Raw genomic sequence first — 13,755 nt, 5'->3', positions numbered from 1 at the left:
TCCGGGGCGCGCCCGTGTGCCCCGGTTCCCGCCGATGGAGAGGCAATGACAGACCCCGCCTTCAAGCATCCCGCCGCGCCCGCGGCGCTGGCGGCGCTACGCCCGCTCATGGGCGACCGGATCTCGGCCGGCCCGTCGCTCCGCGCCCTGCATGGGGCGGGCGAAAGCTGGCTGCCCGCCGCCCCGCCGGATCTGGTCGCGATGGCCGAAACGACCGGGGAGGTGTCCCGGATCCTCGCCACCTGCAACGACCTCGGGCTGCCCGTGATCCCCTTCGGCGCCGGATCCTCGATCGAGGGCCAGATCCACGCGCCCCTGGGCGGGCTGTCGCTGGACCTGTCGGGCATGGCCCGGATCCTGCGGATCGGCGCCGAGGACATGGACTGCACCGTGCAATGCGGCGTCACCCGCCAGCGCCTGAACGAGGAACTGCGCGCCACCGGCCTGTTCTTTCCGGTCGATCCGGGGGCCGAGGCGACGCTGGGCGGCATGGCCTCGACCCGCGCCTCGGGCACGACGACGGTGCGCTACGGCTCGATGCGCGAGCTGGTGCTGGGCCTGACCGTGGTGTTGCCCGACGGCCGGATCCTGCGCACCGGCGGGCGGGCGCGCAAATCCGCGGCGGGCTATGACCTGACCCATCTCTTCGTCGGCGCCGAGGGGACCCTGGGGGTTATCACCGAACTGACCCTGCGCCTCTTCGGCCAGCCCGAGGCGCGCCAGACCCTCTTGTGCAGTTTCCCCGACATCGCCGCCGCCACCGCCACCGTGGTCGCCGCCCTGCACTGCGGGCTGGGCCTGAACCGGATCGAGCTGGCCGACCGGCTGCAGATGCAGGCGATCAACCGCCACGCCGGCTCGGACCTGCCGGATGCGCCCGCGCTCTGGGTCGAGCTGGTGGGCTCGCCCCCCGCCGTGGCGCATGACCTCGGCGTGTTCCAGGGTCTCGCGGCGGATGCCGGCGCGCTGCGGCAGGACATCGCCGAAAGCGCGGACCAGGCCAATGCGCTCTGGCGGCTGCGCCATTCGGCGCTCTACGCCTCGCGCGCGCTGCGGCCGGGGCTGAAGGGCATCTCGACCGATGTCTGCGTGCCGATCTCGGCCCTGCCCGAATGTATCGACCGCATCCTTGCCGTGGTGGCCGAGACTGCCATCCCCGCGCCGCTGGTGGGCCATGCCGGAGACGGCAACTTCCACCTCGTCCTCCTGTTCGACCCCGCCGACCCGAAGGAAACCGGCGATGCCCGCCGGATCAATGCCCGGCTGGTCGAGATCGCGCTGGAACTGGGCGGCACTTCGACCGGCGAACATGGGGTGGGCTTGGGCAAGAAGGCCTATATGGCCGACGAACACGGCCCCGCGCTGGACCTGATGCGCCAGATCAAGCAGGCCATCGACCCGCGCGGCATCATGAACCCGTCGAAGATCTTCGATGTCTGACCCGGAAAGGCGACAGATGACCCTTCACAGCAGCCTCATCCGCCCCGAGATCGAGGGCCTGCCGACCTATAACGCCGGACTGGCCGCCGCGCGGTTCCAGGCCACCTATGGGGTGCCGCTGCGGGCCAAGCTGGACAGCAACGAAAATCCCCTCGGCCCGTCGCCCGCCGCGATCGCCGCCGCCCTTGCCGCCGCGCAGGGGCTGGGGCGCTATCCCGACGCCTCCGGCACCGCGCTGCGCACCGCGCTGGCGGACCGCCTTGGCGCCAGCCCCGACCGGATCATCCTGGGCAATGGCTCCGAGGATCTGATCGGCGTCATCTACCGCACCGTCCTGCGCCCCGGCGACCATGTGGTGACCCTGTGCCCCTCCTTCGGGCTGCACGAATTCGCCGCCCAGGCCTGCGGTGCCGGGGTGACCAAGGTTCCGTTCCCGGCCGATTGGCGCTTTCCGGTCGCGGGGCTGCTGGCGGCGCTGGAGAAGGGTGCGCGCGTGCTGATCTTCTCGTCGCCCAGCAACCCCGCAGGCCCCGCGATCACCGCGGCGGATTTCGCCCGCCTGATCGCCGGCACGCCGCCGGATACGCTGATCGTCTTCGACGAGGCCTATGTCGAATACCTGGATCCCGAGGCGCGCTTCGATGCGCTGGCGATGCTCGAATCCTCGGGTCATGCCTGGATTTCCCTGCGCACCTTCTCCAAGGCCTATGGCCTGGCCGGGGCGCGGGTGGGCTATGGCATCGCCCATGACGCCGGGCTGGTGGCGGCCATGGCGAAGGCGCGCAATCCCTTTGCCGTCAATGCGGTGGCCGAGGCGGCGGCGCTGGCGGCGCTGGGCGATGACGGGCATCTTGCCCGGGGCCTCGCGCTGGCCCGGTCGGAACGGCGGCGCGTGTCGGCGGTGCTTGCGGCGCTCGGCGTCGCCTGCGCCCCGAGCCAGACCAACTTCCTGTTCTTCGACTGCGGCGACACGGCGACCGGAACGGCGGAAATGCTCCGCCAGCACGGCATCCTGGTCAAGGCCTGGATGGAGCCGCCCTTCGGGACCCATGCAAGGGTGACCATGGGCACAGCGGAAGAAAACGACCTGTTCCTCGGCGCCCTGCGGCAGATCCGCGAAAGCCGGTAGCCTCTCCGCCGATGACGTGCGGCGCGGCGCGCTTCCGCGCCGCGCCGGCTGAAGGCGTCAGCCCGGCCCGATCAGGAACGGACCAGCTGCTCGTAGGCGGTGGCGACGCGGCGGGTCAGGTCGCCGACCTCGAAGGTCCAGTCGCCGATCTGGCCCACCGGCGTCACTTCGGCGGCGGTGCCGGTCAGCCAGCATTGCTCGAAATCCGCCAGTTCCTCGGGCTTGATATGGCGTTCGTGCACCTTGATCTGCATGTCCTTCAGCATCCCGATCACGGTCTGCCGGGTGATGCCGTTCAGGATGCAGTCGGGGTTCGGGGTGTGGACCTCGCCGTCCTTGACGAAGAAGATGTTGGCCCCGGTCGCCTCGGCCACATAGCCGCGGTAGTCGTAGAAGAGCGCGTCGGAGCAGCCCTTCTCCATCGCGGCATGCTTGGACATGGTGCAGATCATGTAGAGCCCGGCGGCCTTGGCGGCGGTGGGGATGGTTTCCGGCGAGGGGCGCTTCCACTTGGCGATGTCGAGCTTGGCGCCCTTCATCTTGGCGTCGCCGTAATAGGCGCCCCAGCTCCAGCAGGCGATGGCCAGCCGCACCGGGTTGCCGAGCGAGGCGACCCCCATCTCGTCGCCCGCGCCACGGAAGGCGACGGCGCGGACATAGGCGTCGGTCAACCCGTTGGCTTTCAGCACCGCTTCCTTGGCGGCGTCGATTTCCTCGGCGGTATAGGGGATCGGCATGTCGAGCAGACGACCGGATTCGAGGAGGCGCAGCGAATGTTCGTGGCCCTTGAAGATCTTGCCGTTGTAGCAACGCTCGCCCTCGAAGACCGAGGAGGCGTAGTGCAGGGCATGGGTCAGGATGTGGACGTTCGCCTGCCGCCATTCCACCAGCTTGCCATCCATCCAGATGAACCCGTCGCGATCGTCGTAGCCTGCCATCCTCGCCTCCAGCTTTTGCGAATGTTGCGCCTGAAAGGTCCGCATCGGACAGATTCTTGCGCGAAATCGCCTTGGAATTACGGGTTCGGACTTGGAAAGTCAACAAGGCTGACGTAAATTCGGCGCGAGATGGAGGCGCGCATGGTGGAAAGACCGGGTGGCGAAAGCCTGCTTTTCCTGACGGACGAGCAGTTGCGCAAGGGGATCGAGGCGATGTTCTTCGCCTATCGCGGTTTCACGGCCGATCCCGACCGGATCCTGGAGGGGATGGACTATGGCCGCGCGCATCATCGGGCGCTGCATTTCATCCATCGCGCACCGGGGACGACGGTCTCGAACCTCCTGTCGATCCTGGGGGTGACCAAGCAGTCGCTGAACCGGGTGCTGCGGACCCTGATCGAGGATGGTCTGGTGCGCAGCGAGAAGGGCAAGGCCGACGCGCGCGAGCGGCACCTGCACCTGACCGAAAAGGGCCTGGTGCTGGAGCGCGAGCTTTCGGATGCGCAGCGGGCGCGGATGCGGGCGGCCTACCGGGCGGCGGGGCCGGCGGCGGTGGCCGGGTTCCGGCAGGTGCTGGAGGCGATGATGGACCCCGAGATGCGGCGGCAGTACAACCGGCTGAGGGAGGGCGGCTGATGGGTCCCGACACGCATCTTCTGATCGTCGACGATGACGAGCGCATCCGGGGGCTTCTGCAGAAGTTCCTGATCCGAAACGGTTTCCTTGTGTCCGTCGCGAAGGATGCGGCGCAGGCCAGGCGGGTGCTGGCCGGGCTGGAGTTCGACCTGATCGTCATGGACGTGATGATGCCGGGCGAGGACGGGGTCAGCCTGACCCGCGATCTGCGCAACAAGCGGCTGGCGACTCCGATCCTGCTTCTGACCGCGCGGGGCGAGACGGCGAACCGGATCGAGGGTCTGGAGGCCGGGGCGGACGACTATCTGGTCAAGCCCTTCGAGCCGAAGGAGCTGCTTCTGCGGATCAACGCCATCCTGCGCCGGGTGCCCGCGGTCCGCCCGGCCGAGCCGGTGCGGCAGGTGATCCATCTCGGGCCGGTGCGCTATGACCTGGACCGGGGCGAGATGTGGCGCGGCGAGGCCCCCGTCCGCCTGACCGCGACCGAGGCGCAGCTGATGCGGGTCTTTGCGGCGCAGCCGGGCGTGCCGATCAGCCGCGACCGGCTGGCGGGCGAGGCGGGCGGCGCGGATGCGGCGCAGGAGCGGGCGGTGGATGTGCAGATCACCCGCCTGCGCCGGAAGATCGAGGACGACCCGAAAAGCCCGCGCTACCTGCAGACGGTGCGGGGCGAGGGCTATATGCTGCAGCCGGATTGAGCTTGCGGCCGGCGGCGGACCGGGGGCCAGCCCCCGGACCCCCGGAGTATTTTCGCCAAGAGGAAGATGCAGGTGCTGGTTTTCACGCATGAGGCGTTTCGCGGCCATGTGACGCCGCCGGGCCATCCCGAGCGGGTGGAACGGCTGGCGGCGGTGGAGCAGGGGCTTGCCGGGATCCCCGTTGAGCGGCGGGAGTGCCCGCCGGGGGAGGAGGCGGAGGTGCTGCGCTGCCATCCTTCGGGCTATCTGGCGCGGGTGAAGGCGTCGGTGCCGCGCGAGGGCTGGGCGCAGCTGGACGGGGATACCTATCTCGCGCCGGGGTCGTTCGAGGCGGCGATGCGCGCGGTCGGCGGCATCTGCGCGGCGGTGGACGCGGTGGTGGCGGGGGAGGCGAAGACGGCGTTCGTGGCCGGGCGGCCGCCGGGGCACCATGCCGAGCGCGAGACGGCGATGGGGTTCTGTCTCTTCGGGACGGTGGCCATCGGGGCGAAGCGGGCGCTGGATCATCATGGGCTGGGCCGCGTCGCCATTGTGGATTTCGACGTGCATCACGGCAACGGGACGCAGGATCTGATGTGGGACGAGGGGCGCTGCCTGTTCGTCTCCAGCCACCAGATGCCGCTCTATCCCGGCACCGGGCGGGTGGAGGAGCGGGGCGCGCATGGGCAGGTGGTGAACGTGCCCTTGCGCTCGGGCTCTGGCGGCAGGGCGTTGCGCGAGGCCTATGAGCGGCTGGTGTTCCCGGCGCTGGCGGAATGGAAGCCCGAGCTCCTGCTGGTCTCGGCCGGGTTCGACGCCCATGCCGACGATCCCCTGGCCGGGCTGGAGTGGCAGGCGGAGGACTACCGCTGGCTGACCGGCCGCCTCTGCGATTTCGCCGGGGGGCGGGTGGTGTCCTCGCTGGAGGGTGGCTATGATCTGGAGGCGCTGGCGGCCTCGGTCGCGGCGCATGTCGCAGTGCTGGAGGAGCGGGGCCGATGACGGACAAGCCGGTGGAGACGATGAGCTTCGAGGAGGCGATGGCCGCGCTGGAGCAGGTGGTGGATGCGCTGGAACGTGGCGAGGTGCCGCTGGAGCAGTCGATCGCGCTTTATGAGCGCGGGGCCACGCTGAAGGCGCATTGCGCCAGGAAGCTGGCCGAGGCCGAGGAGAAGGTGGAACTGATCCGGGCGCAGGAAGGCCGGGCGGTGGGCACGACTCCGGCGGAGGGGATGTGATCTTTCAGGAGCGGTTGGCGGCGGATGCGGCGCTGGTCGAGGCGCGGTTGCTTGCCGCGCTGGAGGGCCGCGCGGACCAGCCGGTGACGCAGGCGATGCGCTATGCCGTGAGGGGCGGCAAGCGGCTGCGCGGCTTTCTGGTGCTGGAGGGCGCGCGGATGCATGGCCTGGCCGAGGACCGGGCGCTCGGCGCGGCGGCGGCGGTCGAGGCGTTGCACGCCTATAGCCTCGTTCACGATGACCTCCCCTGCATGGACGACGACGACCTGCGGCGCGGCCAGCCGACGGTGCATCGCAAATGGGACGAGGCCACGGCGGTGCTGGCGGGGGACGCCTTGCAGACGCTGGCCTTCGAGCTTTTGTGCGACCCGGCGCTGGGGTCTGCCGAGGTGCGGATGGAGCTGGTCGCAGGTCTCGCGCGGGCCTCGGGCATCAACGGGATGGTGCTGGGGCAGGCGCTGGACATCGCGGCCGAGACGGCGGGGCGGAGCCTGACGCTGGAGGAGATCACGGCGCTGCAGGCGGGCAAGACCGGGGCGCTGATCGGCTTCGCGGCCGAGGCCGGGGCGGTGATCGCCGGGGCGGACCCTGCGCCCTTGCGGCGCTATGCGGCGGCGCTGGGGCTGGCCTTCCAGATCGCCGACGATATCCTGGACGTGACCGGGGACGAGGCCCGGACCGGCAAGCGTGTCGGCAAGGATGCCGGGGCGGGGAAGGCGACCTTCGTCTCGCTGCTGGGGCTGGAGGGCGCGCGGGCGCGGGCCGACGCGCTGATCGGCGAGGCCGAGACGGCGCTGGCGGGTTATGCTGCGCGGGCGGGGAACTTGATCGCCGCGGCGCGCTTCGTTATTGCGCGCGACAACTGAACGGCCCGGGAGGGCAAGGCATGACCGACCGACCCCAGACCCCGCTGCTCGACCGGGTGAAGCTGCCTTCGGACCTGAAGGCACTCTCCGACCGCGAGCTGCACCAGCTTGCCGGAGAACTGCGGGCCGAGACGATCTCGGCCGTCTCGGTGACGGGCGGGCATCTCGGCGCCGGCCTCGGCGTGGTGGAACTGACCGTGGCGCTGCATGCGGTCTTCGACATGCCGCGCGACAAGCTGATCTGGGATGTCGGCCACCAGTGCTATCCGCACAAGATCCTGACCGGGCGGCGCGACCGGATCCGCAGCTTGCGGATGGAGGGCGGGCTGTCGGGTTTCACCAAGCGGTCCGAATCCCCCTATGACCCGTTCGGCGCGGCGCACAGCTCGACCTCGATCTCGGCGGCGCTGGGCTTTGCGATGGCGGCGGAGCTGGGCGGCGACCCCGGCGATGCCATCGCGGTGATCGGCGACGGGGCGATGAGCGCCGGCATGGCCTTCGAGGCGATGAACAACGCGGGCCACCTGAAGAAGCGGCTGTTCGTGGTGCTGAACGACAACGAGATGTCGATCGCCCCGCCTGTCGGCGCGCTGTCCTCCTATCTGTCGCGGCTTTATGCCGAAGCGCCGATCCAGGACCTGAAGCAGGTGGCGAAGGGGATCGTCGGCCTCCTGCCGCAGCCGCTGCAGGACGGGGCGAAGCGGGCCAAGGACATGCTGAAGGGCATGGCCGTGGGCGGGACGCTGTTTGAATCGCTGGGGTTCGAATATGTCGGCCCCATCGACGGGCATGACCTGGACCAGCTCCTGCCGGTGCTGCGGACGGTGAAGGCGCGGGCGACGGGGCCGGTGCTGATCCATGTGCTGACCAAGAAGGGCAAGGGCTATGCCCCGGCCGAGGCGGCGCGCGACAAGGGCCATGCCACGGGCAAGTTCGACGTGCTGACCGGGGTGCAGGTGAAGGCGGCGTCGAATGCGCCGTCCTATACCAAGGTCTTCGCGCAAAGCCTGATCGCCGAGGCGGAGCGGGACGCGGGTATCGTCGCGGTGACGGCGGCGATGCCGGACGGGACCGGGCTTGACCTCTTTGCCGGACGCTTCCCGAAACGCTGCTTCGACGTGGGGATCGCGGAACAGCATGCGGTGACGTTCAGCGCGGGGCTGGCGGCGGGGGGTCTGAAGCCGTTCTGCGCGATTTATTCGACCTTTTTGCAGCGCGGGTACGATCAGGTCGTGCACGATGTGGCGATCCAGTGCCTGCCGGTGCGCTTTGCCATCGACCGGGCCGGGCTGGTCGGGGCCGATGGCGCGACCCATGCCGGGGCCTTCGACATCGCCTTCCTCGCGAACCTGCCGGGGATGGTAGTGATGGCCGCGGCGGACGAGGCCGAGCTGGTGCATATGGTGGCGACGGCGGCGGCGCATGACGCGGGGCCGATCGCCTTCCGCTATCCGCGCGGCGAGGGCGTCGGGGTGGAGATGCCGGCGCAAGGGGTTCCGCTGGAGATCGGGCGCGGCCGGATCGTGCGCGAGGGATCTCGGGTCGCGATCCTGTCCTTCGGCACCCGGCTGGCGGAAAGCCTGAAGGCGGCCGAGGCGCTGGCGGCGCGCGGCGTCCCGGTGACGGTCGCGGACGCGCGTTTCGCCAAGCCCCTGGACCGCGCGCTGATCCTGGGCCTGGCGCGCGGGCACGAGGCGCTGGTGACGGTCGAGGAAGGCGCGGTCGGCGGCTTCGGCAGCCATGTCGCGCAGCTGCTGGCCGAGGAGGGGGTGTTCGACCGGGGGCTGAAGTTCCGCTCGCTGGTCCTGCCCGACATCTTCATCGACCAGGCCTCGCCCGAGGCGATGTACCGCGTCGCCGGGCTGGACGCGGCCCATATCGAGGAACGTGTGCTGGAGGCGCTGGGCGTCGCGGTGGTGGGCAAGCGGGCGTGACCTACGCCCGCGCTACATGAGGGGGCGTCGCTCCTCGTGGGCCTGCGGCAGGCCGGCGAGGGCGAAGAGCCGGGCGGGGGCGAGGATCTCCAGCCTGCCCCGCGTCCATCGGAGGATGCCCAGCCCCCGCAGCACCGTGACCGTGCGGTTGGTGTGGACCGGCGACAGGCCGAGGGCGTCGGCAAGCTCGTGCTGGCGGAAGGGCAGGGGCACGGCGCTGCCGTCGCCAAGCCCCAGGGCCACCAGCCTTTGCCAGATCCGCGCCAGGGCCCAGGCCACCTTCTCCGTCGCGTCGCGCTGCCCGAGGGTGGTGATGGTCTCGCCCAGGAAATGCTCCTCGACCGCCGCGATCCAGGTCAGGTCATAGGCCCGGTCCGGGCGGTCTCGGAACAGGGTCCACAGCTCTTCGCGCCGGAAGGTGCACAGGCGCATCGGCGTGCTGGCCTGGATCGTATGGCGCATCTCGCCCATGAGTCCGGCCTGCAAGCCGATGAAATCGCCCGGAAAGACGAAGTTGATCACCTGCCTGCGCCCGTCCTCGAGCAGGATCGAGCGGGTGCCGAAGCCGTCGAGCGCGGTATAGAGATGCGGCGAGGTCTCGCCCTGCGCCAGCACGATACCGCCGCGCGGAACCAGCCGCTCGCCGGTCTTGAAGCCGCGCATGAAGGCAAGCTCCTCCGGGGTGAAGGGCAGGAACATCGGCCGGGGACGAAGCGGGCAGGCGGCGCAGTCGGTGAATTGCATGCGGACCTCCTCCGAACTTGATGCAGGTTAATGCGGGCGACCGCGGAATGGTTGCATCCGGGGTGGTCAGGAGGTGCCAATGGGATTCGTCTGCCTTGTCCTCGAGCCGGTCGGCCTGATCGCCGAGGATCTTGCCGCCCTGATCGGAGACATCGCCCCGGATGCCCGCGTGATCCTGGCGGCCTCGCCCGAGGAGGCCCTGGCGGCACTGGGCGATCCGGTGCGGATCGGCATCGCCTTCGCCGACCTGCCCCCGGCCCGGTTGCGCGCATCCCTGCTGGGCAAGGTGCTGGAGGGCGCGCAGGTGCCCGTGGTCTTCCTGGGCTATGAGGCCGAGGCCCGCGCCGAGGCGCAGCGTTTCCTGGAACTGCCCTTCGCGGAGGAGGCGGTGGCGGCCGAGCTGGAGCGGGCCCGGCGCGCAAGGGCCTGAGGTTCAGCCGCGGCGGAGATTGTCCATCACCCGGACCAGCGCCTCGCTGATCCCCGGTTCGGACAGGGCGTGACCGGCGAGGGGCACCATGTCCAGCCGGCATCGGTCCCAGCCATCGGCAAGCCGCCAGGCGGCCAGGGGCGGGCAGATCATGTCGTATCGGCCCTGGATGATGCTGGCCGGGATATGCTCGATCCGCCTGCGCTCACGCAGGATCCAGCCGTCGCCGTCTAGGAAGCCGGCGTTCTGGAAATAGTGGTTCTCCAGCCGGGCGAAGGCGCGGGCATAGTCCGAGGGGCTTTCGCCCATGAGACCGTCGTTCTGGATCGAGGCGAGCGCGTTCTCCCAATTGGCCCAGATCCGGCCGAAGCGGGTTTCCTCGATCAGGTTGCCCGAGAACAGGCGGCGATGGTAGGCGGCGATGAGGTCGCCGCGCTCGGCCTCGGGGATGGCCTCGGCGAAGCGGGCCCAGAGGTCGGGAAAGAAGGCCCCGGCGCCGCCGCCGTAGAACCACTGCAGCTCGGCCCTTGTCATCAGGAAGACGCCGCGCAGGACCAGGCTGGTCACCCGCGCCGGGTGGGTGAGGGCGTAGATGAGCGCGAGCGTCGCGCCCCAGCTGCCGCCGAAGCCGATGAAGCGGTCGATCCCCAGCGCCTTGCGGATGGTCTCGACATCCTCGACCAGGTGCCAGGTGGTATTGGCGATGACGCTGGCATGGGGCCGCGAGCGGCCGCAGCCGCGCTGGTCGAACAGCACGATGCGGTAGAAGCCGGGATCGAAATAGCGCCGCATGGCGGGCGAACAGCCGCCGCCGGGCCCGCCGTGGAAGACGACGACCGGGCGGCCTTGGGGATGGCCGCATTGCTCGACATAGATGCGGTGGCCGTCGCCCATGTCGATCATCCGCTGATCGAAAGGCTCGATCGGCGGGTAAAGGTATTCGACTGCGCGCTTTTGACCTGATCTCTGATCCATCATTGACCTATATAGCGCCGGGCAGACCCGGAGTCGAAGGGCAAAGAGGAGGCGGCGATGGCGGTGGATACGGTCGATCCGGCGGAAGTGGCCAAGTTCGAGGCGATGGCGGCCGAGTGGTGGGACCCGAACGGCAAGTTCAAGCCCTTGCACATGCTGAACCCCTGCCGGCTGGACTATATCTGCGCCCAGGTGGCGGCGGAGTTCGGGCGCGACCTGGCGGGTCCGGCGCCGTTCGAAGGGCTGCGTATCCTGGACATCGGCTGCGGCGGCGGGCTTCTCTCGGAACCGATGGCGCGGCTGGGGGCGGAGGTGACCGGCGCCGATGCGGCGGCGCGCAACATCCCGGTGGCCCAGGCCCATGCCCGGCAGTCGGGGCTGGCGATCGACTATCGCCACACCACGGCCGAGGATCTGGCCGCGGCGGGCGAGCGGTTCGACGTGGTGCTGAACATGGAGGTGGTCGAGCATGTTGCCGACCCGCAGGCCTATCTCGTGGCCTGCCAGGAATTGCTGAAGCCCGGCGGGCTGATGGTCTGCTCGACGCTGAACCGGACGGCGAAGAGCTTCGCCATGGCGATCCTGGGCGCGGAATGGGTGATGCGCTGGCTGCCGAAGGGGACGCATGACTGGGCGAAGTTCATCACGCCGGATGAGCTTTATGCACTGATCGGCAAGGCCGGGCTGCGGCCGGTGGACCGCAAGGGGATGGTGTTCAACCCGGTGGCCTGGCGCTGGAGCCTGTCGGAGCGCGACCTGAGCTGCAACTATGTCACCGCCTCGGTGAAGCGGCCGGAATTCTGAAGAAGAATTCCGGGGCGGAAATCTTCGATTTCCGGGCGCGCGCCCCGCGGCAACCGGCGGTTTCTGCAACAATTCCGCAACGCTGCGCCCTAAACCTTTCCGGGCAAAGGCCGCAAAGGCTTGCAACTGCCGGTTCCAGGCAGAATGCACGGTGCATTGCACGCAGTTGAGCGACCGCTTAGCCTTGCGGCAATTGTTCGGGGTACATGATGTTCATTCGCCTGGTTGGCGTCCTCGAAGTGCGTGATGACGAAGGCAGCCTCTGCACGCCGCGCGGGGCCAAGGCGCGGGCCATCCTGGCGATGCTCTGCCAGGCTCCCGACCGCCGCCGGGCACGCCGCTGGCTTGAGGCGCGGCTCTGGTCGGACCGGGGGGCGGAGCAGGCCTCGGGCAGCCTGCGCCAGGCGCTGAGGGAGATCCGCAAGGCGCTTGGCGCCACCTCCTTCCGGCTGGAAAGCGACCGCGACATGGTGCGGCTGACCGGGGTGGAGACGGATCTCGAGCGGGACCGGGCGGCAGCGGCGCAGGCGCTGGCCTCGGGGCGCGAGTTCCTGGAAGGCATCGACATTCTCGACCCGGCCTTCGAGGACTGGCTGCGCGACGAGCGCGCGCGGGTCGAGGCGCAGCTCGGGATCCGCCGTCCCGACCAGGTCTCGGCGACGGCGCGGCTGCCCTTCGTGATCCGGCTGGGCGGTTTGTCCGACGGCGTGGGCTCTTTCGCGGGCCGCGCGCTGGGCGATGCGGTGGGCTCCCTGCTGTCGGAATTCGCGCATGTCAGCGTCTATGGCGCGGGCGGGACGCCGGTTCCCGCGGACCTGCCGCGCGAGGGGATGGCGCTGCATGTCGAGGGGGTGCAGATCCAGGACCGGGTGCATGTGCTGGTCAGCCTGTCGTCCATCGCCTCGGGCCGGATCATCTGGAACCAGCGCGCGGCGCTGCCGGCGGCCGAGGCGGATTTCACCGGCGCGGGCGACCTGCCGCCGCTGGTGTTCCAGGCAGCCGACGCGGCCCTGGCGCATTTCCCGCAGCTGCCCGAGTGCCAGAACGGCCCGCGCCGGGCGAATGCGCTGATCGCCAGGGCGGTGGGCGAGATGTTCAGCTATGACCGCGCCCGCCTGCGCGAGGCCGACCGCCTGCTGGTCGAGGCCGAGGGCATTGCCGTCTCGGCGCGGGTCCATGCCTGGCGGATGCTCTTGCGGCAGACATGCTGGTCGAGCGGACCGAGCCCGAACCGGCCCGGCTTCTGGCCGAGATCGACGGCCTTGCCCGCAAGGCGCTGGAGCGGTCGAAGGGCAATCCGCTGGTTCTGGCGCTGGTCGGGCTGACCCGGCTGATGATCGACGACAAGCCCGGCGCGGGCGGCAGCCTGGCGCGGGACGCGCTGGCGCTGAGCCCCTACAACGCCTATTCCCGTCTGGCGCAGGCGGTGGCGCTGAGCCGGCAGGGCGACGACCATGGCGCGCTCGAGGCCGCCCGGCGCGGGGCCGAGATCGCGGCGCGGACCGTGCATGTCCATTGGTGGGAAGCGGTCGCGGGCCTGGTGGCGCTGCGCGGCCGGCACTACCGGGCCGCCATCGCGCATTACGAGGCGGCGCATTACCGCGCCCCCGGCTTCCGCGCGGCGATGCGGCATCTGCTGTTCCTCTATCTTGCGGTGGGCGAACGCGAGAAGGCGGCGCGGGTCTATCGCGACCTCTTGCGCGCCGAGCCGGATTTCACCCTGGACCGCATCCGCCTTGAGCCCGCCTATCCCGCCGCGACCCTGCGGCACAGCGGGCTGCTGGAGGAGTTCGGGCCGGACCTGGCCGACCTCTAGATGTGAATTCTCAGGAGGTTGTTCACCCGAGGCGGGGTTAGGCTGCAATCGCCAAACTCCAGCCGAGGACCCCGCAGGATGAACAACCCGCACCAAGGTGCCCGCCTTACCGTCTACAGTCGAGAGCA

14 protein-coding genes are annotated in these 13,755 nt (G+C 69.9%); 11 read left to right on the top strand and 3 right to left on the bottom strand.

Annotated features, from left to right (window positions below):
* Window positions 1–45 precede the first annotated feature (45 nt).
* Together I7S92_RS09570 and hisC are read left to right on the top strand one after the other, a co-directional pair.
* On the top strand, window positions 46–1,440 hold the full coding sequence (locus tag I7S92_RS09570; protein WP_197643340.1) for an FAD-binding oxidoreductase: 1,395 nt from the start codon (window positions 46–48) through the stop codon (window positions 1,438–1,440).
* 16 nt (window positions 1,441–1,456) lie between these two features.
* A complete protein-coding gene (hisC, locus tag I7S92_RS09565) occupies window positions 1,457–2,569 on the top strand; it encodes a histidinol-phosphate transaminase (protein ID WP_197643338.1) in 1,113 nt (370 codons plus the stop codon).
* A 71-nt stretch (window positions 2,570–2,640) separates the two neighbouring features.
* On the opposite strand, the gene I7S92_RS09560 is transcribed toward hisC, so the two are convergent.
* Window positions 2,641–3,507, bottom strand: a complete 867-nt coding sequence (locus I7S92_RS09560; RefSeq protein ID WP_197643337.1) for a branched-chain amino acid aminotransferase — start codon at window positions 3,505–3,507, stop codon at window positions 2,641–2,643.
* Between the two features lie 141 nt (window positions 3,508–3,648).
* Here I7S92_RS09560 and I7S92_RS09555 point away from each other — a divergent pair, with 141 nt between their 5' ends.
* From I7S92_RS09555 to dxs, 6 genes are all read left to right on the top strand, one after another.
* On the top strand, window positions 3,649–4,143 hold the full coding sequence (locus tag I7S92_RS09555; RefSeq protein WP_197643336.1) for a MarR family winged helix-turn-helix transcriptional regulator: 495 nt from the start codon (window positions 3,649–3,651) through the stop codon (window positions 4,141–4,143).
* Complete coding sequence (locus tag I7S92_RS09550) at window positions 4,143–4,841, top strand: response regulator (protein WP_197643335.1); 699 nt, start codon at window positions 4,143–4,145, stop codon at window positions 4,839–4,841. Before I7S92_RS09555 ends, I7S92_RS09550 begins: the two co-directional genes overlap by 1 nt.
* Before the next feature lie 66 nt (window positions 4,842–4,907).
* Window positions 4,908–5,822: a histone deacetylase family protein gene (locus tag I7S92_RS09545; protein WP_197643334.1), complete on the top strand. Its 915-nt coding sequence runs from the start codon at window positions 4,908–4,910 to the stop codon at window positions 5,820–5,822.
* Window positions 5,819–6,058, top strand: coding sequence for an exodeoxyribonuclease VII small subunit (locus tag I7S92_RS09540; RefSeq protein WP_197643333.1), 240 nt, complete (start codon window positions 5,819–5,821; stop codon window positions 6,056–6,058). The genes I7S92_RS09545 and I7S92_RS09540 overlap by 4 nt, the downstream gene beginning before the upstream one ends.
* Window positions 6,058–6,924 carry a polyprenyl synthetase family protein gene (locus I7S92_RS09535; RefSeq protein WP_197643668.1) on the top strand — a complete coding sequence of 289 codons (867 nt, stop codon included), beginning with the start codon at window positions 6,058–6,060 and terminating at the stop codon, window positions 6,922–6,924. The genes I7S92_RS09540 and I7S92_RS09535 overlap by 1 nt, the downstream gene beginning before the upstream one ends.
* A 20-nt stretch (window positions 6,925–6,944) precedes the next feature.
* Window positions 6,945–8,858 (top strand): 1-deoxy-D-xylulose-5-phosphate synthase, encoded by a 1,914-nt coding sequence (gene dxs, locus I7S92_RS09530; RefSeq protein ID WP_197643332.1) that lies wholly within the window; start codon window positions 6,945–6,947, stop codon window positions 8,856–8,858.
* Between the two features lie 12 nt (window positions 8,859–8,870).
* Here the strand turns inward: dxs and I7S92_RS09525 are convergent, their stop codons facing one another.
* Window positions 8,871–9,602, bottom strand: coding sequence for a Crp/Fnr family transcriptional regulator (locus I7S92_RS09525; protein WP_197643331.1), 732 nt, complete (start codon window positions 9,600–9,602; stop codon window positions 8,871–8,873).
* A 79-nt stretch (window positions 9,603–9,681) separates the two neighbouring features.
* Here I7S92_RS09525 and I7S92_RS09520 point away from each other — a divergent pair, with 79 nt between their 5' ends.
* Entirely contained in the window at window positions 9,682–10,032 is a 351-nt protein-coding gene (locus I7S92_RS09520) for a hypothetical protein (RefSeq protein ID WP_197643329.1), read from the top strand.
* A gap of 3 nt (window positions 10,033–10,035) precedes the next feature.
* On the opposite strand, the gene pip is transcribed toward I7S92_RS09520, so the two are convergent.
* On the bottom strand, window positions 10,036–11,007 hold the full coding sequence (gene pip, locus I7S92_RS09515) for a prolyl aminopeptidase (protein WP_197643327.1): 972 nt from the start codon (window positions 11,005–11,007) through the stop codon (window positions 10,036–10,038).
* A gap of 57 nt (window positions 11,008–11,064) precedes the next feature.
* On the opposite strand from pip, the gene ubiG reads away from it, so the two are divergent.
* Window positions 11,065–11,811 carry a bifunctional 2-polyprenyl-6-hydroxyphenol methylase/3-demethylubiquinol 3-O-methyltransferase UbiG gene (ubiG, locus tag I7S92_RS09510; RefSeq protein ID WP_197643325.1) on the top strand — a complete coding sequence of 249 codons (747 nt, stop codon included), beginning with the start codon at window positions 11,065–11,067 and terminating at the stop codon, window positions 11,809–11,811.
* 206 nt (window positions 11,812–12,017) lie between these two features.
* Window positions 12,018–13,136: an AfsR/SARP family transcriptional regulator gene (locus tag I7S92_RS09505; RefSeq protein ID WP_197643323.1), complete on the top strand. Its 1,119-nt coding sequence runs from the start codon at window positions 12,018–12,020 to the stop codon at window positions 13,134–13,136.
* The last annotated feature ends 619 nt before the right edge of the window (window positions 13,137–13,755 follow it).

This window comes from Tabrizicola soli (assembly GCF_015999335.1).
GTDB lineage: Bacteria > Pseudomonadota > Alphaproteobacteria > Rhodobacterales > Rhodobacteraceae > Tabrizicola > Tabrizicola soli.
Note: the sequence above shows the minus strand (reverse complement) of the source record. Positions and strands in the feature narration are given on the sequence as shown.

Excerpts from the sequence above, each read along its gene's own strand:
- I7S92_RS09550 (WP_197643335.1), top strand. The coding sequence starts at position 4,143 with ATGGGTCCCGACACGCATCTTCTGATCGTCGACGATGACGAGCGCATC.
- I7S92_RS09540 (WP_197643333.1), top strand. The coding sequence starts at position 5,819 with ATGACGGACAAGCCGGTGGAGACGATGAGCTTCGAGGAGGCGATGGCC.
- I7S92_RS09570 (WP_197643340.1), top strand. The coding sequence starts at position 46 with ATGACAGACCCCGCCTTCAAGCATCCCGCCGCGCCCGCGGCGCTGGCG.
- I7S92_RS09525 (WP_197643331.1), bottom strand. The coding sequence starts at position 9,602 with ATGCAATTCACCGACTGCGCCGCCTGCCCGCTTCGTCCCCGGCCGATG.
- ubiG (WP_197643325.1), top strand. The coding sequence starts at position 11,065 with ATGGCGGTGGATACGGTCGATCCGGCGGAAGTGGCCAAGTTCGAGGCG.
- I7S92_RS09555 (WP_197643336.1), top strand. The coding sequence starts at position 3,649 with ATGGTGGAAAGACCGGGTGGCGAAAGCCTGCTTTTCCTGACGGACGAG.
- I7S92_RS09560 (WP_197643337.1), bottom strand. The coding sequence starts at position 3,507 with ATGGCAGGCTACGACGATCGCGACGGGTTCATCTGGATGGATGGCAAG.
- I7S92_RS09520 (WP_197643329.1), top strand. The coding sequence starts at position 9,682 with ATGGGATTCGTCTGCCTTGTCCTCGAGCCGGTCGGCCTGATCGCCGAG.
- dxs (WP_197643332.1), top strand. The coding sequence starts at position 6,945 with ATGACCGACCGACCCCAGACCCCGCTGCTCGACCGGGTGAAGCTGCCT.
- pip (WP_197643327.1), bottom strand. The coding sequence starts at position 11,007 with ATGGATCAGAGATCAGGTCAAAAGCGCGCAGTCGAATACCTTTACCCG.
- I7S92_RS09505 (WP_197643323.1), top strand. The coding sequence starts at position 12,018 with ATGATGTTCATTCGCCTGGTTGGCGTCCTCGAAGTGCGTGATGACGAA.
- I7S92_RS09545 (WP_197643334.1), top strand. The coding sequence starts at position 4,908 with ATGCAGGTGCTGGTTTTCACGCATGAGGCGTTTCGCGGCCATGTGACG.
- hisC (WP_197643338.1), top strand. The coding sequence starts at position 1,457 with ATGACCCTTCACAGCAGCCTCATCCGCCCCGAGATCGAGGGCCTGCCG.